Genomic DNA, 21540 nt, shown 5'->3' on the forward strand with positions numbered 1-21540 from the left:
TATGAAATTAGCATCAAAAATTTCTTTACTTTTTCTTTGTGTTTTATTTTTTAATTGTAAAACAAAATCTGAGCAGGTTGTTACTATCAAAAATACGTTAGACATACCTAGAAGTTTCGAAACTGTTGAAATTGGTGTGTCTGATATCATTTTATCAAAAGATGAAAGTGTTGAAAATATTGGTGTTGTAGATATTCAAACCAACAAAGAGTTAGTATCTCAATTAGTAGATACAAATCAAGATGGTATTTCAGATCTTTTATTATTTCAACCAGAAATTGAAGCAAATACAGAAAAAAAATATAAGCTAATACAAATAGATTCAGGTAAACGCACAAAAACTATCGACTATTGTTATTCTAGATTTGTGCCAGAAAGAACCGATGATTACGCTTGGGAAAATAACAAGGTAGCATTCCGAACTTATGGTCCCACAGCTCAAAAAATGGTAGAAAACGATGTAAAAGGAGGTACGCTATCAAGCGGAATTGATGCGTGGTTAAAACGTGTAGATTACCCAATTATCAACAAGTGGTATAAAAAATACCTTAAAGACAGCAATGCTTATCATAAAGATACTGGAGAAGGATTGGATAATTTTCATGTTGGTAGAAGCAGAGGTGTTGGTGGTGTAGCCTATAAAAAGGATAGCACATTTTACACTTCTAAAAATTTCATTAGTTATAAAACATTAACCAATGGGCCTTTAAGAACCAGTTTTATTCTTAATTATGAGGTATGGAATGCCAATGGAACTAAAATAAAAGAATCTAAAAAAATAAGTTTAGATTATGGAAACAACCTTTCAAAATTTGAGATTGCTTTAGAAGGTGTTGATACTATTTCGGCGGGTCTAACTTTACACGAAAAAGATGGTGTGGTTTCATACCGCGAAGGTGAAACTTGGTTAAATTATTGGCAACCCCATGCAGATTCAGAACTTGGTACTGCAATTGTAGCTTCCCCAGTTTACTTTATAGAATCTGAAAAGTATGAAACTCAAGCTAAAGATTTAAGTCATGCATTTTCACATCTTAAAGTCATTAATGGAAAAACAAGCTACTATGCTGGTTTTACTTGGCAAAAAAGTGGTCAATTTAAAAACCAAAACGAATGGCAAGAATATTTAAGAGCATTTGCAAAAAAAATAGAGCACCCATTACAAGTTCAATTATTAAAATCATAAATAATGAGCAATAACGATTTATTTGATATCAAAGAGAAAGTCATTGTAATTACGGGTGGTGCAGGAGCATTAGGGAGCAGCATAGCTTCTTATTTACTCAGTAAAGGAGCAAAAATAGCTATTCTAGACTTGTATAAAGAAAGTGTTGAAGATAAAGTTTTAGAATTAAAAAAGGTAGGTGGAGAAGTAATAGGGCTTTCTGGAAGTGTTTTAGATGAAAGCGATCTTAAAAAGGCGAAATCTATAACGCTTGAAAAATTTGGTAAAATAGATGTACTTATTAATGCAGCTGGGGGGAATATGCCTGGAGCAACAATTGGTGTTGATCAGACTATTTTTGATCTTAAAATGGAAGATTTTAGAAAAGTGTCTGAATTAAATTTAGATGGCTCAGTCCTTCCTTCATTAGTGTTCGGGAAAGAAATTGCCAATCAAGGTTCTGGAAGTATTATTAATATTTCTTCAATGACCGCAAGTAGAGCTATAACTAGAGTTGTAGGTTATTCAGCATCCAAAGCAGCTATTGATATTTTTACAAAGTGGATGGCAACAGAAATGGCTTTAAAGTTTAATGATAAGATTCGTGTAAACGCGATAGCTCCTGGGTTTTTTATTGGAAATCAAAATCGAGCTTTATTAACCAATGACGATGGAAGCTATACTGATAGAGGGCATCTAATTATTCAAAAAACACCTATGAAACGCTTTGGTAATGCAGACGAATTAAATGGAACCATCCACTGGTTAATTAGTGATGCAGCATCTTTTGTAACAGGAACAATTACGCCAATTGATGGCGGTTTTAGCGCCTTTAGCGGAGTTTAAAAGATAAAAAATGAAAGAAACATTTAGATGGTTTGGAAGCTCAGATTCCGTAACATTAGCAGATATAAAACAAACAGGTGCCAAAGGGGTTGTAACTGCTTTACACCATATCTCTAATGGTGAAATTTGGGAAATTCAAGAAATTCAAAAGGTAAAAAATACAATTGAAAATGCAGGTTTAAAATGGTCATTTATTGAGAGTATTCCCATCCACGAAAATATCAAATTAAGACAAGGAGATTACTTACAACGTATTGAAAACTATAAGCAGAGTTTAAAGAATATTGCACATTGTGGCATTAAAAATGTGTGTTACAATTTTATGCCAGTTTTAGACTGGACTCGTACCCATTTATTTTGGAAGTTAGATGATGGTAGTACAGCCTTACGATTCGATAAAGTTGAAATGGCCGCTTTCGAGGCTTTTATAATGCAGCGTAAAGATGTAGAAAAAGACTATGATAACGCTATTTTAGAAAAAGCTGAAAAACGCTTTAATGAAATGACAGCTGCCGAAAAACAGCGCTTACAAGATGGTATTTTAAAAGGATTACCAGGAACTGTAGACGACCTTACCATTTCTCAGTTTAAAGAAATGATTGCTCAGTATAAAGATATTTCGCATCAAGACTTAAAAAATAACCTCAGTCTCTTTTTAAATGAAGTGATTCCAGTTTGTGAAGAAAACGGCATTAAAATGGCGATTCACCCAGATGACCCTCCCTTTGATATTATGGGTTTACCTCGTATTATAAAATCTGAAAATGATCTAGAGGATTTGGTAAATTTTATCGATAGCCCTTCAAATGGTATTACTTTTTGTACAGGTTCATTAGGGGCAAATCCAAAGAATGATTTACCAAAAATGATAGAAAAGTTTAAAGATAAAATTCATTTTCTGCATTTAAGAAATGTAAAAAGAGAAGCGGATGGCAGTTTTTATGAAGATCACCATTTAGAAGGTTCATCTAACATGTTTGAGATTGTAAAAGCGGTTTTAAAAATTGAAAAAGAAAAAGGAATATCAATTCCAATGAGACCAGACCACGGACATCAAATGTTAGACGATTTAAAAAATAACAATGCTTATGCAGGTTATACAGCTATTGGCAGATTGAAGGGTTTAGCTGAATTAAGAGGATTAGAGCTAGGAATATTAAAAAGTAATATATTTTGAAAACATTAATTAATACACCAAAAAGTTTTATACACGATAATTTTTTATTAGAAAATAAATATGCTGAAGAATTATATCATAATTACTCTAAAAATCAGCCTATTATAGATTATCATAATCATCTGCCTCCTCAACAAATTGCTGAGGATAAAACCTTTAAAAATATAACAGAGGTTTGGATTAATGGCGACCATTATAAATGGCGAGCAATGCGTACATTAGGTGTAAACGAAAAGTTTATTACTGGTGACGCTTCCGATAAAGATAAGTTTATGCAATGGGCAAAAACCGTGCCTTATACCATGCGTAACCCATTATATCATTGGACGCATTTAGAATTATCTCGTTATTTTGGAATTTCAGATTTGCTAAACGGAAAATCGGCAGAAAAAATCTGGGAAGAAACGCAAATAAAACTGAATACAGAAGGCTACACTTGTAGAGGTTTGCTAAAAAAGGTGAATGCAGAATTAGTTTGTACTACAGAAGATCCTTTAGATAATTTACACTACCATAAAGAAATGGCATCTGAAGATTTAGGTTTTAAAGTAAGTACTGCTTTTAGACCAGATAAGGCTATTTTAATTTCAGCAGTTGGTTATACTACATACCTTAATGAGCTAGGAGAAAAGGTAGCGTTTGAAATCAATTCTTTTTCAAGTTTATGTCATGCTTTAAGAAATAGAATTCAATTTTTTCACGATAATGGCTGCAGATTGTGCGATCATGGGTTAGATCAAATTTATTTTGAAAACTATACCGAAAATGAGGTCAACACAATCCTTCAAAAAAAGATTTCAGGAAAGGAAATTTCAAACGAGGAAGCTTTAAAATTTCAAAGTGCTGTATTGGTTTACTTGTGCGAAACGTATCACGAGTTTGGTTGGGTACAACAATTCCATTTAGGTGCTTTAAGAAATAACAATGCACGTATGCACAGAATTTTAGGACCAGACACAGGTTGGGATTCTATTGGAGATTATCCACAAGCTCAAAAACTATCTGCGTTTTTAAATGCATTGGATAGTAAGGATAAACTAACTAAAACCATTATATACAACTTAAATCCTGCCGATAATGAAGTGATGGCCACTATGATTGGTAACTTTAATGATGGTAGTGTAAAAGGAAAAGTACAATGGGGCTCTGGATGGTGGTTTTTAGACCAAAAAGACGGCATGATAAAGCAATTAAACGCATTATCTAACATGGGTTTAATTAGTTGCTTTGTTGGGATGTTAACCGATTCTAGAAGTTTCTTGTCGTTTCCACGTCATGAATATTTTAGACGTATTCTATGTAATCTCTTAGGTGATGAAATAAAAAAAGGAGAATTACCGAATGATATGGAGTGGATTGGAAAAATAGTATCTGATATTAGTTATTTAAACGCAAAAGAATATTTCAAATTTTAAACTAAAAAACAAAATATAGTATGAGTAGAGTAGTAACCTTTGGAGAGATCATGTTACGTTTAGCACCACAAGGATTTTTAAGATTTTCACAAGCAGATAATTTTGATGTTGTTTATGGTGGTGGAGAATCTAACGTAGCAGTTTCATTAGCAAACTATGGAGTATCTGTAGATTTTGTAACACGCTTACCAAAAAATGACATTGGCGAATGTGCCATGATGGAAATGCGCAAGAGAGGTGTTGGTGTTGATAAAATTGTTTGGGGAGGAGATCGTTTAGGAATTTACTTTTTAGAAACTGGAGCAGTAAGCAGAGGGTCAAAAGTAGTTTATGACCGTGCACACTCATCAATGTCAGACATTCAACCAGGTATGGTGAATTGGGACGAAGTATTTGCAGGAGTAGAATGGTTTCATTGGACAGGTATTACACCAGCAATCTCACAAAGTTCAGCAGATGCTTGTTTAGAAGCCGTAAAAGCTGCAAGTAGGTTAGGTTTAACCATTTCAACCGATTTAAATTACCGCGCTAAATTGTGGAAATACGGAGGCAATCGTGAAGCAATTATGACAGAATTAACATCGTACTGTGATGTTATTTTAGGAAATGAAGAAGATGCAGAAATGCACTTTGGAATTAAGCCTGAAGGAGCTGCAGTTCAAACACACGGGCACGATGTAAAAGCAGAAGCATTTTTATCTGTTTGTCAGCAAATGATGGAGAAATTTCCAAGAGCTAAAAAAGTAATTACAACATTACGTGGTTCAATTTCAGCATCACACAATACGTGGGCTGGTGTTTTATATGATGGAAAACAAATGTTACAAACACGTCAGTATCAAATTACAGATATTGTAGACCGTGTTGGTGGAGGAGATAGTTTTATGGGAGGTTTAATTTACGGATTGTTAACTTACCCAGGAGATGATCAAAACGCATTGGATTTTGCAGTAGCAGCTTCTTGTTTAAAACACACAATTAAAGGTGATGCAAACTTGGTAACTGTAGAGGAAGTAAATAAGTTAATGGGTGGTGATGCCTCTGGTAGAGTTGCTCGTTAATTAAAAAATATTTATTGGCTATTATCTTTATTAAAATCAAAGTCAATTGAGATTTTGTAAAGTCATAATAATGATTAAATAAATTGTTAATTAATTTTTGGTTTTAAGGATGTTGGGTTGCTTGATGCGCAACTCAACAGTCCTTATAGAAAAGTTCGATTAATTCCAATAAAACAAAGAAAATGGCACAATTTATAAGAATAGATGTTGTATCAGCCATAAAGCTATCACAATAAAAATGAATAAATCAATAGCTATACTATGCGGAGGTGGACCAGCACCTGGAATCAATACAGTAATTAGCACTTTGGCTAAAACATTTATAAAAGATGATTATAAAGTTTTAGGCGTTCATCATGGTTATAAAGGCATATTATCTGACAATCCATCAATAAGGATTTTTGATTATCAAAGTGCAGACAGAATTTTTAGTTTAGGAGGTTCTGTTTTAACAATGAGCAGATTTAAACCAAAAGACAGCGATTTTAAAGCTGATTTTTTTGTAAAAAACAATGTAAAATTACTGATTACTATTGGAGGTGATGATACTGCATCAACAGCAGGTCGACTTACAAAATACCTTTCAAGTCAAAATTTAGCTGTGGCACACATTCACGTGCCTAAAACCATAGACAACGATTTACCATTACCAGATCGCAATCCAACATTTGGATTTCACACAGCAAAAGATGAAGGTGTAAGAATTGGAAATACCGTGTATGAAGATGCCAGAACAAGCGAAAACTGGTTTGTAGTTTCAGCTATGGGACGTTCAGCAGGTCATTTGGCATTTGGCATTGCTTCAGCCTGTCATTTTCCAATGATGATCATTCCAGAAATGTTTAACAAGACCAAAATTACTTTTGAAAAATTGACAAATATGATTATTTCATCAATCATAAAAAGTAAAATTAGAGGTATAGAGTATGGTGTAGCTTTGGTAAGTGAAGGTGTTTTTCATTTTATGGGAGAAGATGAAATTATCAATTCGGGTATAAATTTCACGTACGATGATCACGGGCATCCGGAATTAGGAAATGTAAGTAAATCTCATATATTCAATTATTTATTGCAATTAAAGCTAAAAGAATTGGGTTTAGATATTAAAACCAGACCTGTTGAAATAGGCTACGAATTGCGATGCTGTAAACCAATTGCATTTGATTTAACACTTTGTACTTTGTTAGGTATTGGTGTTAAAAAATTATATGACAATGGTGTAACTAGTTGTATTGTAAGTGCAAATTCTAGAGGAGATATTACGCCTTTGTATTTAAAAGATTTTGAAGACGAAAACGGAAAAGTACAGCCTAGATTGGTAGATATTGAGTCGGATATGGCACAACTTTTTATCAATAATTTAATTTATATCAGAGAAAAAGATTACGAATCAGCAAAACAATATGTCGATAATCCTACAGATTACGATTTTAAAAAAATATTGAATTGGGAGTAAAATTGCGTAGGGAATTTTAAATTCTAAAGTCTGAAAGTTATTGGTGGTTGAGTTTAGTAGAAGCCCAACAACCACAAAATAAATAAAAAAAACAAATAAAATGGCACAATTTACAAGAATAGAAGTTGCTACGGCAATGAAAGAAACAGGGATGATTCCTTTGTTTTTTAACAGTGATATAGAATTAAGTAAAAAAGTACTAAAAGCGTGTTACGATGGAGGTGCACGATTGATGGAATTTACGGCTCGAGGTGATTTTGCTCACGAAGTTTTTGGTGAATTAACCAAATATGCGATTAAAGAATTACCAGGAATGATTATGGGAGTTGGCTCTGTTACAGATGCAGCAGCCGCTTCATTGTATATGGCATTGGGGGCCAATTTTATAGTAACACCCGTTTTAAGAGAAGACATTGCCATTGCATGTAACCGTCGTAAAGTACTATGGTCACCAGGTTGTGGAACATTAACTGAAATAACAAGAGCTGAAGAATTAGGCTGTGAAGTTGTAAAATTATTCCCTGGAGATATTTACGGACCTCAGTTTGTAAAAGGCATTAAAGGCCCTCAACCTTGGACAAGCATTATGCCAACAGGAGGTGTTTCACCAACTAAAGAAAATTTATCAGCTTGGTTTGCTGCAGGTGTAACTTGTGTAGGTATGGGTTCTCAATTAATTTCAGGAGAAATCATCAAAAATAAAGATTACGCAAAATTAGAGCAAGATGTTAAAAACGCAATGGCTTTAATTAAAGAAATCAGAAAGTAATACTCGTTAATAATCTATTTAAAATTGAATATTTGGGTAGACAATAAATAGTAAAATAATTAAACTAAAAAATTATGAGTGAATCGAATAAAAAAATAGGAAATTATCGGTACCGAATTTTGGGGCTTCTGATGTTCGCTACTACCATCAACTATTTTGATAGAAGTATTATTGGTGTAATGGCACCAACCCTTGAAAAAATGTTTGGATGGACCAATAGTGATTATGCAAACATTATGATTTCCTTTAAAATTGCCTATGCCTTAGGTTTACTTTATATGGGAGGTTTAATTGACCGTTTAGGTACTAAAAAAGGGTATACTTTATCTATTGCAATTTGGAGTGTTTTTGGGATGCTTCATGCATTAGTTCGTCCAGGATTTAGTGTAATAGGATTTGCAGCAGCACGTTTTGGATTGGGTTTTGGAGAGGCAGGAAATTTTCCTGCAGCCATTAAAACTACAGCAGAATGGTTTCCAAAAAAAGACAGAGCATTTGCAACAGGATTATTTAATGCAGCAACCAGTATTGGAGCCATAGCAGCACCATTTGTTGTTGGTTGGATCGTTCACGAAGATGGTAAAAACTGGCAAATACCTTTTTTAATTACAGGGGTTTTAAGTTCAACTTGGGTGTTTTTATGGTTTAATATGTACAAAAAACCAGAAGTTCATCCTAAAGTATCAAAAGAAGAATTGGCGTATATTCAAAGTGATTCTACTGCTGAAAATGAAGAAAAACTACCTTGGAAAAGTGTAGCAGGGAAACGTCAAACTTGGGCGTTTGCATTGGCAAAAGTAACAGACGCAGTATGGTGGTTTTATTTATTCTGGGGAGCAAAATTCTTAGCAGAAACTTTTGATGTAAATATTAAAAATATAGCCTTACCTTTCTTTGTTATCTATATCTTGGCAGATGGTGGAAGTATTTTAGGAGGGTATCTTTCTGGAGTATTTATAAGAAAAGGATGGTCTATCAATAAAGCTAGAAAAGTTACACTTTTAATATGTGCTTTAATTATATTACCAGTGGCATTTGTAGCCATAACAGACAATAAATGGGTAGCTATCTTCTTAATAGGATTAGGAGCTGCTGGTCATCAAGCTTGGTCTGCAAACATTTTTACATTGGCATCAGATGTATTCCCTAAAAAAGCCACAGCTTCGGTTGTAGGTATTGGTGGAATGATTGGAGCCGTTGCTGGTATTGTAGCCGATTTTGCCTTGGGTTCTGTATTAGATCAAGCTGGAAATACAGGTTATTTTTGGGCATTTTTAATAGCAGGGTCATGCTACCTAGTTATTCTTGGGTTGGTGCATTTAATCATGCCTAAAATGACTCCATTGGATGAAAATCTCCAATTAATTGAAGAGAAATAAAAAGAGAAATAAGAACTTAAGCGTAAGTTCTTCCAAAAGAAAACAATATAATATAATGAAGTTAAACAGAGGTAACTTAGGCCTAGAAAGCAAATTTCCAATAAAAATCGTACAATTTGGAGAAGGTAATTTTTTAAGAGCTTTCATAGGAGATGCTTTTCAAAAATTAAATCAAGAAGCAGATTTTAATGCTGGTATTGCAGTTGTGCAACCCATAGATAGGGGTATGGTAAAAATGCTAAACGATCAAGATGGATTGTATACCTTGTTTTTAAAAGGCGTTCAAAAAGGTGAAGAAATTCAGCACAAAGAATTAATTACAAATATTGTAAAAGGAGTAAATCCGTATGCAGATTTTAATGATTATTTGAGTTTAGCTAAAGAAGAACACTTAGAGTTTATCATTTCAAATACTACAGAAGCTGGTATTGCATATGTAGATAGTGATACTTTAGAAATGCAACCACCAAGTTCATTTCCTGCAAAATTAACAGTATTACTACACGAAAGATTCATCCATTTTAATGGGAGTTTAGATAAAGGGGTAACTGTTATCCCTTGTGAACTCATCAATCATAATTCAGAGCAATTAAAAGAAATTATCTTAAAATATGCAAATGATTGGAATTTAGGAAACGAATTTATCAATTGGATACATAATGCGTGTGCTTTTCATAGCACATTAGTCGATAGAATTGTACCTGGTTATCCAAAAGACGAAATTGACGACTACAATTCAAAATTAGCGTATAAAGACAATTTGATTGTAGCTGCAGAAGTGTTTTTACTTTGGGTGATAGAAGGTGGTGAAGATTTAAAGAAAAAATTACCTTTTCATAAAACCGATTTAGATGTAAAAATTGTAGATGATATGCAACCCTATCGTACAAGAAAAGTACGTATTTTAAATGGTGCGCACACCTCTATGGTTCCTTTTTCTTTGTTATATGGCAATGAAACCGTAAAAGAAACCGTAGATAATTCATTTACAGGGGCGTTTGTTAACAAAGCAATTTTTGATGAAATTAATGACGTGCTTCCAATGCCAAAAAGCGAGTTAGATAGCTTTGCTGAAGATATTTTAGATCGTTTTAGAAATCCGTTTATCAAACATAAATTAGCAGACATTGCTTTAAATTCAATTTCAAAATTTAAAGTACGTGTGTTGCCAAGTTTATTAGAATACGAAACAAAAAATGGTAAATTACCAACGCATTTAACCTTTGCATTTGCCTGTTTAATTCGTTTTTATAAAGGTACTTGGAAAGGTGAAACTTTGCCAATAAACGATAGTAAAAACATAATGGATCATTTTAAGGATATTTGGAAAAATAAGGATTACAACGTGATAGCGAATAGTGTTTTGTCTCATCAAGAGTATTGGGGCGAAGATTTAACGCAAATCAAAAATTTATCTTCAGCACTAGCGTTTGCTTTAGCGGAAATAGACTCAAATGGCATTGAACTTGGTTTTAAAAACTTTAGTAAAAAGTAATAAAGCTATTTTTTAAACTAATTTATTATGAGTATTCAAAAAGAAATCATAAAAGTACATCCGTCAGATAATGTTTCAGTTGCTTTAATCAATCTAAAAGCGGGTCAGGTAATTAATTTCGAAAACCAAGAGATCAAAGTCCTTTTCAATGTAAAAGCAAAACATAAAATTGCTTTAGAAACATTTAAAAATGGAGATCACATTATTATGTATGGCGTTTTGGTGGGTAAAGCAAGTGCTATTATTGAAAAAGGAGCTGTTTTAACGACAGAAAATGTAAAGCATCAAAGTCAAAAAGTAATCGGACGAACCGATACTTTCCAGTGGCAAGCGCCCAACATAGAAAAATGGAAAGACAGTACCTTTATGGGATATCATAGAGAAGATGGACAGGTGGGTACAGAAAACGTTTGGTTGTTTTTTCCCTTAGTGTTTTGTGAAAACAGAAACGTAGAAGCCTTAAAGGAAATTTTTGAAAAAGAGCTTTTAAAGAAAAAAGAAAACCCTCATCAAATGTTACTCCGATCTTTAGTAAATGGAGGTGAAGCAACCCAAGTTGATGAAAAATCGGTGGATGTTTTTGATAATATTGATGTGAAGTTTATCACGCATCCAGGGGGTTGTGGAGGCATACGACAGGATTCAGAAAGTTTAGCGAAATTATTGGCAGGTTATGTAAATAATCCTAATGTGGCTGGTGCTACAGTACTTAGTTTAGGATGCCAAAATTTACAAATTAATATTTTTGAAAAGGCCTTAAAAACAATTAATCCAAACTTAAAAAAGCCGGTTTTAATCTACGAACAGCAACAAATGGGAACTGTAGATGAAATGTTGTCTACCATTATAAAAGAATCTTTTGAAGCCATTAAAAAAGCCAATAATATAACACGTAAACCAGCACCTTTGTCTAAACTAAAAATAGGTTTAGAGTGTGGGGGTTCTGATGGTTTTTCTGGTATCTCAGCCAACCCAACTTTAGGAGCAGTATCCGATATTTTAGCAGCTTTAAACGGTACAGCTATTTTAGCGGAATTTCCAGAATTATGTGGTGTTGAGCAAGAAGTTGTAAATAGATGCGTAAATGATGAAGATGGCGAGAAATTTTTAGAGCTGATGAAAGCTTACGAAAAGTCTGTTGTTGATGCAGGTTCTGGTTTTGATATGAATCCATCACCAGGAAATATAAAAGACGGACTTATTACAGATGCTATGAAATCGGCAGGAGCTGCTAAAAAAGGTGGTACATCACCAGTTCAGGCAGTTTTAGATTATGGAGAATACATACATAAACCCGGTCTTAATTTATTATGTACACCAGGTAATGATGTGGAAAGTACTACAGCTATGGTTGGTTCTGGAGCTAATATAGTGTTGTTTACAACAGGTTTAGGTACACCAACAGGAAATCCTATTGCTCCAGTAATTAAGGTGTCTTCCAATACCGAATTGAAAGAAAAAATGCCTGATATTATCGATATAGAAACTGGCGCAGTAATTCGCGGTGAAAAAACCATTGATGAAATGGCAGAAGAAATGCTAGCGTTTATTATTAAAGTAGCTAGTGGCGAAATTCAAACGAAAGCTAAATTATTAAATCAAAACGATTTTATTCCTTGGAGAAGAGGAGTATCACTATAATGAAATACTTGGGGAGTCGTTTTTCTTAAAGTAAGTAAAGTATAAAATATCGAAGGTTGTAGCAACCCTCGATATTTTTTTTCTTAGTTTCGTTTCTTGTTTGAACAGATTAAAATAGAACCTCTTTTGTTACACTTGATCCAGAAAAATCACCTTCTGGTAACTCAAATAAAAGTGTAGCATTTACATTTTCCATAGTTGATTTATCGCTTTGTTTTTGAGTCTTTGAGATTGAAACTTCAATAAAACCATTGAGTTGTGCAGTAGGGTCTGCCACAGAAATAGAATATCCTGTTGTAAGGGTTTCAATTAATAATAAACACGGTTTGTTTACAGATACGGTTAGATTTTTATTAAATTGCACACTTTCATTCTCCACATAAAAACTAGCCCCATAAACGCCTTTTTTTTGATAAGTTACTGCTTGTACTTTATCATTATTTACAAGGGTTGTATAGGTGTTTTTCCAATTTTTTAGCTGCTTTGTGGTTTTTGAAGGAAGTGTAATGTATTCATATTGATCTCCTATGGGTTGCTTTCCATGGTCTAGAAACAGACTAAATACTTTACGACTCACCAAAGTGCTATCCTTACTGTTTAAATTAACATCACTTCTGCTTCCTGTTTGTATTCTATTAAAGACATTCACGTTCTGGCTAGCAGGAAAAAAGTAACCAATACCCTGATGATGTACCCATTGTATATCTTTCGCCGTAAATATTGGGTCTTTTAGTTTAATTTCAGCTTTTTCTGTGGAAATGGTAACAACATCAGATGAATTACATTGATTAATATTGGTTAGAACAGGATAATCGGCATTGCCCGTAATACCACCTCCAATACTATACACACCTTCATCTGTCATTAAATCGAGTTTATAAGCAGAAACAGGTTTAAAATCAGGATTGCCATTACTTCCCTTTGCAGGTTTTATGTCAAGTTTGTTTTCTGAGTTTAATAGTTGTTTGTAAACGGAAAGTCCATATCTTCCATTAGAGACACCCCCAGCAAAATCAAAAGGAGGATACATGATCCATTTTCGAATTGTAAATTCTTTTTCAGATTCAAATGTGGTACCAGGTAATCGCGACCAATCCCAAACAATGGGCATCCCTTTGTATTCATTACCATCCAACATAATACACTTATTTCCAAGCCCCATATAAGCGTTTTTTGCGTTTTCACCATTTATAGTTTCTGTAGAAACTGAGCGAGAAGAAGTATTTCGAATGGAGATATACCAATCACTACCTCTTTGAATCATCATATCACTTTTCCAGAAATGCTGATTTCCTGGCAAGGTAAATGCATTGCCCTTGATGTGATCTTTAAAAGTAAGCAATTCAGCTTTTTGTTCAACATCAGCCGCAATAAGTTTGTTTATGGGGCTTAGCAATCCATCTGCATCAAAAGGGTATTGTGTTAATTGCCTGCCAGAAACCCCATAATCATAAGCATTATAATGAATAACCCATTGTTGCCCTTTTAAGAGATAATCCGTTAAAATCTTAGTAGCGTTTGCATCAAATTCAAATGCTGTTCCAGAAGCTAGTGCATAATAATCTACACTCATATTCACAAACTTAGAACCATAACCCTGAAAATAGATCAATTCTCTGTGTTGTTGCCAGCTATAATCTACTTTTAAACCTTCTTCTTTTCCGGAAGTAACTTTTATGACCCCAGAAATAGCCTTAAAGGCTTTTTGCATTTGAGCTGAATCTTCTTCTATGGCAGCCTTAAAAAGACTAGGCTGATTTACATATATAATATTTACGCCGTTTACTTCTCGTTCACAATACGATAATAAACTAGAGAACTTTTGTAAGTCAGATTTTGAGAAACCAAATTCATCATCAGTTTTCATAAGCAACAGTCCTGGAAACCAATTTGAAGGAACAGTAACAAGCTCGGTATGCCAATGGCTAGAGGGCTTATAGTGATCATAGAAATAATTTGCAATAAGTAATAATTTGTTTTTTACCTCTTTAAGATGATAAAACTTACTATGATTTTGTTGGTAAGCAATGGCTATTTGGTAGAATCGTTCTACGTGTTTTAAAGCTGGATAGGGTATGCCAATAATTTCATAATTGATATCATCCCAACTTCCATTTTTAGTTAAGGTAGATAAATAGTGATCTGCTTTTACATCGTCTGGTTTTACCGTAACTTTTGCGGGTATGTTACCGTTTAAAGCCATATCGTATAGCCGCTCCTCTATAACCGCTGTTTGTGAGTATCCAAATTGAATGCTAAATAATAAATATAAGAAAAAATGAAACTTCATAAAATATAATTTCTTGATTAGTAGTAATTGTGTTGGATGTTTAACAAACTAGTAATCATTAGATTATTAGATAACATCTATAAGTTTATAAAACCAAATACCATTTTAATTATTTTGGTAAATGTTTTGCCAGTTCATTTTTAATGGCATTCATTTCTGGTTTATCAGCCAAGTTATACCATTCATTACTATCGGTTTGGTGGTCATATAGTTCCTCAGAACCATCGTTGTAACGTAAATATCGGTAACGTTCGGTTTGAATGGCAAAGCTATTTTCTTTGTACCCAATAATCGATGGCCATTTCCAATCATTTTCAGGATTTTTAAGTAATGGAAGCAAACTATGACCTTCTACTTTTTTGTTGGCAGGAAGTTCACATAAATCGGTTAGTGTTGGATAAATATCTAATAAACTTACCACTTTTTCACATCTATTTTTTTCTATTTGTGGGCCAGCAATAATTAGTGGTGAATGGCTAGAACGTTCCCAAAGTGTTTCTTTTTGAAACGTATTTTTTTCACCCAAATGATATCCGTGATCTGAAAGTAACACAACAATGGTGTTCTCTTTATATGCGCTAGCCTCTAATGCGTTAAGCACTCTGCCTACTTGATGATCTACAAAACTAGTACTTGCTAAATAGGCGTGTAAAATATTTTTCCACTGGTTATTCTCAATGGCCCAATCTGTTTTTGGATATTGAGGCAAAATACTAATACGTTTTGCAGTTTCAGATACATCATCAAGGTCATTTTTATAAAACGGAGGTGTTGTAATTTCTTCTTTATTATATAAGTCGAACCATTTTTTTGGCACATACCAAGGCACATGAGGTCTAAGAAAACCTACCATCATAAAAAAAGGGACCTTATGTTCAGATGCTAATTGTTCAACGGCCCAAGATGCCGATTTGTAATCGGCAAGTTCTTCATCTTGTTCAGGCGCCATAGCCCAATCAGTTTGTGTCCCTTTTACATCCCAGTTTTTTCCTAAACGTCCTGTGCCTTCGTTAAAAGGTAGGCGTCCACCACTTATATCTACACTTCCATCTGGTATATGATCGTGTAAAATTTTACCCACAGCCATTGTTTTATAACCATGTTCTGCAAAATAAGTATGAAGCAACTTAGAGTCAAGATTAGTAACACGTTCTTGTACTTCACTGTCTTTCATATGTCCAGTATAATTTAATGTAGATGGTAACATACCAGACATAAAACTAGCACGAGAAGGTCCACACAATGGAAACTGTGCATGCGCATTTGTAAATACCATACCTTGGTTTGCCAATCGATCCAGATTAGGTGTTTTTGCTACGGTATTACCGTTCATAAATGCAGGAAAATCATTGAGGTCATCTACCACAATAAACAGCACATTTGGTTGTTGTGGTGTGTTAGCACTATCTGTTAATGGTGCATCATCTGCATTACTTTTTATACTTTTTTTTAAACTACAAGCAGTAAAAAGTATTACAACGAATAACCCTAGAATGTAGACATGTCTTTTTGTACTAATATTCATGATTTTTTAGGATAAAGTTAATATAAAAGGTCTTAAGCATCAATAGTGTTAATGGTTTAAAAGGCATATACATATAAAAAATTTTTAAATTAGGATTAAGGTATTTCGAATTTACTAGGCTCAAGCGCCTTAGGAGATACTTTTACCCATCCTATTTCTCCTTTAAACCAATGTACTTTATTTTGTCTCACTCCAATAGAGGTTTGACCAACAGAAATGGGTTTAAAATTGTTTACAACGCCTTCCAACTCTAAAGTTCCGTTTACATAATTTTTCATTTTTCCGTTTTCTACCACAAGGGCTAAATGATACCATTGATTCAAAGGATGTAAGAACGCAGAACTTTTTAGCACACAATCTGAGTCTCCAGATTTTATATAGGTATCTAAATACCAATGCCCATCATCTGTAAGTCTAGTTTCAAATAGTAACCGATCATCATCAATAGATCCAAGATGTAAAAATCGTTGCGCTTTGGCACCTTTTGTTTCTGGTTTAAAATATACTTCAATAGTAAAACTGTTCAATCCTTTTATTGGATTTTCTTCTATAAAAATAGCATCTTCACTACCATTAAAGTGTAGGGCATTTGATGTAGGTTTGGGCAATCCAAGTTTTACAACACCCTTTTTATTAGTGGTACCTAAAGTTTTTAGTTGCCATATTATTGGACTTTTTTTTTATAATACGCTTGTAATAAGTAAAAAGCCTGTTTTTTTTCGCCAAATTCAGAGATTAAACCTTTTCGATTATAGTAATCTTGATAATCAGGCAGCAAGCGTTTTGCAGATCTAAAGTCTTTTAAGATCCATGGAGATGTACCTCTAAGAAAAGGAATCTTATCTAACATCGGAAACTGACGTTCATACACACGTGCTTGAAACTCTTCGCTCCATCTGGTATCTGCATCTGCGTGAAAACCTTGCAGGGCTCCAGCACCAAATTCACTCATAATAAGAGGTTTATTGTACTTTGTTTCCCATTTATAATCAAATTGTTTTGGGTCCGTATTTCCATACCAACCTGTATATTCATTGCAAGCTAATATATCCATATACGCTCCAATAGGGTCGTTTATGGTCATTTTTCCATCTACTTTGCCATGTAAAAGTGCTGCAGAAATTAATCGGGTAGGATCTTGCGCCCTTGCTTGATCTGCTAAATTTCGTAAAAAAGTATTTCTAGCATCCGATTTTGGTGTTTCATTAGCCACAGACCATATAATAACCGACGCTTTATTTTTATCGCGAGTAATCATGTCTTTCAATTGGGTAGATGCATTTTTATATACTTCTGGGTTGTCCCATTCTAAGGCCCAATATACGGGTATTTCAGACCATACCATAAGCCCCATTTTATCCGCCAAACGAGTCATATATTCATTATGAGGATAATGCGCCAAACGTACATAGTTGCAATTTAGCTCTTTTGCCCAATTTAAAAGTATTTGTGCATCTTCTGGAGTATATGCTCTACCTTCTCTAACAGGAGATTCTTCATGAATGCAAATGCCATTTAATACAATAGGTTTACCATTCAATAAAATATCTGTCCCTTTTACTTGAATAGATCTAAAACCAATTTCATCTGTTATTTTAGCAGTCTCAGCATTAATATGAACTGTATATAATTTTGGGTTTTCAGGAGACCAAAGCGTTAGTTTGGTGTTTATCGTAAACGCAGCATAACCATTAGCATCTGTTTTAATGGTTTCAGATACGTTAGCTTCTGGAATACTAATGGTTACCTTTTGCTGTTTATCTTTACCATTTAATTGCACCCAACCTTTAATTTTCTCAAAACTATCTTTAGCAAGTTGTATGTGGTAGTCTTGTACTAAGGTTTGTTCTTCTTCAATTAATAATACACGACGATTAATACCGCCGTAGTTCCACCAATCTAGCATTGTGGAAGGTATCGCATCTTTTTTTCGGGTGTTATTAACTTTAACCACCAACGTGTTTTTTCCTGACGCAACAAAATCTGTAATTTCAAAATTAAAAGGAGTAAAACCACCAATGTGGGTTCCTATTTTCTTTCCGTTAAGATATACAACAGCCTCGTAATTAACAGCACCAAAATAGACAAACAAACGTTTGTTTTTGGGTAAATTATAGTTAAAATGCTTACGATACCAAATGGTACCTTCATATAAAAATAATTTTTCTTTTTGAGAGTTCCAGTCACCAGGAACATGCAATTTCTCACTAGTATCAAAACTGTATTCTAAAAGTTCTGTTTTATCTTTAGGTTTCGCATCAGAGAAAAAACCTTTTGCTGCACCTTCAGCATATTCATTTAAATGAAAATTATAATAGCCACTTTCTAAGGGGTCCACAATAATATCCCATTGTCCGTTAAGTGATTGTGTATCTCGATGATCTACATTAATTAGTGTTTCTTGTGTATACGATAATGTCTGTACACCAAAAATAAAGGCTAAAAAAAGAAAAATTTTGTGGATCATATGTCTCTTTAAATTGTATCAGTAAAACTAAAAAATCTACAAAGTTATTGCCAATTAAAAACTTCCATTTTTTTTACACAATTGTCCAATTTGTGTAAACGGTTTTTTCTGTGATTGTACAAAAACAGTTCTTTTTTTTGGTGGCATTTCTAAAGAGTTGATTTGTATGTATTTATAAAAAAAACGTACAAATTTTATAGTAAACACTTCGTAAAAACTATTTAGTTTGCTGTGACCAATAAATATATTAACAACTAAAATTTTTAATTATGAAATTTAGATTACTTTTATTTTTAACCGTATTTGCAGCTTTGTTCTGCTATACTACTCAGGCGCAAACCACCGTCGAGCAATGGACCTTCGATGGCGCAAACCCTGAAACCGGCATCAATGGAATGACCCAAAACCAATGGACCACCACTGCGCCCAACAGCGTGCCGTCTGCCGGAGTGCTGCGGTACGCAACCGATGGCAATGGTAATTCGGCAGCGCTTGCTGGTGGCTCGATTAGCACGTCAGCCATCAGTTCCTTGACACTGACAATCGAACTTACTGATATGAATATTGGAAGTCAGGTGGCTTTCCAATTTGGAGAAGATGGGACGGGCAATATGGAGGTGGAGTTCAATACTTTCGCAACTAATGAGTTTTCGCTGGATGTCGAGGGCAACGGAATCGAACTGAGCCCTGCTGCTATCCTCGACCAAGATGATTTTGCCGGCGCTATTCCTCTAGTGGTTGCAGTCACTTGGGATTTCGAAAACAACGAAATGAGATACACAGTGACTGGCTCAGCTACGGATTCCCAGTCGATCTCGGCCGATCTCTCCGGCATTACCTCGATCACCGATTTCCGTCCGAGGGGCGGAGCTATGGCTGCAAATGGAACCTATTTGGATTTCGCTACCATCACAATTGAGACCGTGGCTGGTCCTACTACCTGGACAGGAGCTACAGATTCAAATTGGGCAACAGCCTCTAACTGGAGTACAAATACTGTACCTACAGCAACCGATAACGTGGTAATACCTGAGGTAACGAATGCTCCCGTTATTGGGGCTTTAACAGCAGCAGTTTGTAATAATTTAACCATAACAGAAACAGACGGGGTAACCGTATCTTATGGAGGTTCATTAACGGTAAACGGTACATCTTCGGGTGCTATTAATTATGTCAATTACCAGTTAGTGCCAAATGGTGATTTTAGCAATACCGCTGATGATTTGGGTAGTGATGGTGTCGTAGGCGCAAGAGACTGGCGTTTACAAGTCAATGATATTGCAGTTGCCACTGGAGACATATTTGAGGAGGCTGGTAATAATGTGTTCAGAGCTGTAGTTACTACAGTTCCTCCTGCTACTTCTAATTTGAGATTACGTCAAGAGGATGTTGTGTGTCCTGCAACAGCCACAAAATTGATTTTTAGAGCAAAGGGAAGCGAAGATGCTATGGATATGTATGTTCGGTTTAGTTCACCAACAAAAACAGATTCTGGAATAACACTAACTACTTCTTGGGTATATTATGAAATCGATTTAAATCCTGCTTCTCCTGGAGCAAATGCCAGACTAGAATTTCAATTGAAAGCTACAGGAACCTATTATATAGATGATGTAGCATTTGAATCTCCAGTAACTTGGACAGGAGCTACAGATTCAGATTGGGCAACAGCTTCCAATTGGGTTACAGGTGTTGGACCTATAGCAACCGATGATGTTCTGATACCAGAAGTAACAACTGCACCCGTTATTGGGGCTTCAACAGCGGCAGTTTGTAATAATTTAACTGTAACTGAAACAGATGGGCTTGTCATTAACTCTGGAGGTTCATTAATTGTAAATGGAACTTCTTCTGGTAATGTAACCTATAATAGAAACCTAGGTACAGAAAATTGGTATTTGGTATCAAGTCCTGTTGTAGGTGAGACATATGACAATGCGTATATTGCTGCAAATTCATTGGCAATTAATGGTATAAACAATGCTATTGGTTCTTATAACACAGCTGATAATACATGGTCTTATATGCAAACAAATGGAGGTAGTACTTTTGCAGCAGGAACAGGATACTCTGTGAGAAGAGCTAATGGTGCTGGTGCAGGAAATATTTCTTTCACTGGAACCATCAATACTTCAGATGTTTCTGTTGGAGTAAGTAACGCAGGAACAGGATTTAACTTGCTTGGAAATCCTTTTACATCATTCATTAATAGTGCTACTTTATTAACTGACAATGGTGAAAATTTAGTTTCAACTGACATTTGGGTTTTTAATCAAAGTTCAGGTAATTATGAAGTGAAAAACTTAGCTGCTTCATTTGTGTTGGCTCCTGCTCAAGGTTTCTTTGTAAGATCTTCTAACGGTACAAACGTAAGCATTGCTGAATCTTATCAAACAGCTACTGGAGATGCATTCCAAAAAACTGCAAAACCTGAAATCACCTTAAATATGACTGATGGTTCAAATAACAGATTTGCAAAAATCTATTATTTAGACAATGCAACAACTAGCTTTGACAATGGTTATGATGGTGAAACTTTTGGTGGTGTTGTAAATACTGTGGATGTATTTACGCATTTAGTAGCTAATAGCGAAGGGAAAAAATACCAAGTACAATCCTTACCAAACTCAGATTTTGAAAACATGGTGGTTCCTGTAGGTATCAAAGCTGCTGCTGGAAAAGAAATCACATTCTCTGCTGAAGCGATGAACATTCCTGATGGTTTCAACGTCTATTTAGAAGACAGAGCTGCAAATACAGTAACTCTTTTAAGTGAAGCAAATGCCACTTACAAAGTTACCTTAGGGGAATCTTTGGATGGAATTGGACGTTTCTACTTACACACAAAAGCTTC

The 21540-nt window shown here is 34.5% G+C and carries 14 protein-coding genes and 1 pseudogene; 11 read left to right on the forward strand and 4 right to left on the reverse strand.

Features of this window, described 5'->3' with window-relative positions:
- Position 1 precedes the first annotated feature (1 nt).
- From IU405_RS05045 to IU405_RS05090, 10 genes are all read left to right on the forward strand, one after another.
- Positions 2-1186, forward strand: coding sequence for a DUF4861 family protein (locus IU405_RS05045; protein ID WP_197437518.1), 1185 nt, complete (start codon positions 2-4; stop codon positions 1184-1186).
- Positions 1187-1189: 3 nt separating this feature from the next.
- The gene (locus tag IU405_RS05050; protein WP_197437519.1) at positions 1190-2011 is read left to right on the forward strand and encodes an SDR family oxidoreductase; all 822 of its coding nucleotides are present in this window, start codon (positions 1190-1192) and stop codon (positions 2009-2011) included.
- A 10-nt stretch (positions 2012-2021) separates the two neighbouring features.
- Positions 2022-3188 (forward strand): mannonate dehydratase, encoded by a 1167-nt coding sequence (uxuA, locus tag IU405_RS05055; RefSeq protein WP_197437520.1) that lies wholly within the window; start codon positions 2022-2024, stop codon positions 3186-3188.
- Positions 3185-4603, forward strand: coding sequence for a glucuronate isomerase (gene uxaC / locus IU405_RS05060; RefSeq protein ID WP_231749553.1), 1419 nt, complete (start codon positions 3185-3187; stop codon positions 4601-4603). The genes uxuA and uxaC overlap by 4 nt, the downstream gene beginning before the upstream one ends.
- 20 nt (positions 4604-4623) lie before the next feature.
- The gene (locus IU405_RS05065; RefSeq protein ID WP_197437521.1) at positions 4624-5664 is read left to right on the forward strand and encodes a sugar kinase; all 1041 of its coding nucleotides are present in this window, start codon (positions 4624-4626) and stop codon (positions 5662-5664) included.
- A gap of 238 nt (positions 5665-5902) precedes the next feature.
- Entirely contained in the window at positions 5903-7120 is a 1218-nt protein-coding gene (locus IU405_RS05070; protein WP_197437522.1) for a 6-phosphofructokinase, read from the forward strand.
- 100 nt (positions 7121-7220) lie between these two features.
- A complete protein-coding gene (locus IU405_RS05075) occupies positions 7221-7889 on the forward strand; it encodes a bifunctional 4-hydroxy-2-oxoglutarate aldolase/2-dehydro-3-deoxy-phosphogluconate aldolase (protein ID WP_197437523.1) in 669 nt (222 codons plus the stop codon).
- 74 nt (positions 7890-7963) lie between these two features.
- Positions 7964-9268 carry an MFS transporter gene (locus IU405_RS05080; RefSeq protein ID WP_197437524.1) on the forward strand — a complete coding sequence of 435 codons (1305 nt, stop codon included), beginning with the start codon at positions 7964-7966 and terminating at the stop codon, positions 9266-9268.
- 52 nt (positions 9269-9320) lie between these two features.
- On the forward strand, positions 9321-10763 hold the full coding sequence (locus IU405_RS05085) for a tagaturonate reductase (RefSeq protein WP_197437538.1): 1443 nt from the start codon (positions 9321-9323) through the stop codon (positions 10761-10763).
- Between the two features lie 27 nt (positions 10764-10790).
- The gene (locus tag IU405_RS05090) at positions 10791-12404 is read left to right on the forward strand and encodes a UxaA family hydrolase (RefSeq protein ID WP_197437525.1); all 1614 of its coding nucleotides are present in this window, start codon (positions 10791-10793) and stop codon (positions 12402-12404) included.
- 109 nt (positions 12405-12513) lie between these two features.
- On the opposite strand, the gene IU405_RS05095 is transcribed toward IU405_RS05090, so the two are convergent.
- The 4 genes from IU405_RS05095 to IU405_RS05110 form a co-directional block, all read right to left on the reverse strand.
- Positions 12514-14607 carry a polysaccharide lyase family 8 super-sandwich domain-containing protein gene (locus IU405_RS05095; RefSeq protein WP_197437526.1) on the reverse strand — a complete coding sequence of 698 codons (2094 nt, stop codon included), beginning with the start codon at positions 14605-14607 and terminating at the stop codon, positions 12514-12516.
- A 196-nt stretch (positions 14608-14803) separates the two neighbouring features.
- Complete coding sequence (locus IU405_RS05100; protein WP_197437527.1) at positions 14804-16219, reverse strand: sulfatase; 1416 nt, start codon at positions 16217-16219, stop codon at positions 14804-14806.
- A 95-nt stretch (positions 16220-16314) separates the two neighbouring features.
- On the reverse strand, positions 16315-16827 hold the full coding sequence (locus IU405_RS05105) for a LamG domain-containing protein (RefSeq protein WP_197437528.1): 513 nt from the start codon (positions 16825-16827) through the stop codon (positions 16315-16317).
- A 56-nt stretch (positions 16828-16883) separates the two neighbouring features.
- Positions 16884-18686 carry a glycoside hydrolase family 2 protein gene (locus IU405_RS05110; RefSeq protein ID WP_197437529.1) on the reverse strand — a complete coding sequence of 601 codons (1803 nt, stop codon included), beginning with the start codon at positions 18684-18686 and terminating at the stop codon, positions 16884-16886.
- Positions 18687-18955: 269 nt separating this feature from the next.
- On the opposite strand from IU405_RS05110, the pseudogene IU405_RS05115 reads away from it, so the two are divergent.
- A pseudogene (locus IU405_RS05115) lies at positions 18956-21540 on the forward strand (hypothetical protein); the annotation flags it as partial.

The organism is Polaribacter sp. BAL334 (assembly GCF_015767435.1).
Classification (GTDB): Bacteria; Bacteroidota; Bacteroidia; order Flavobacteriales; family Flavobacteriaceae; genus Polaribacter.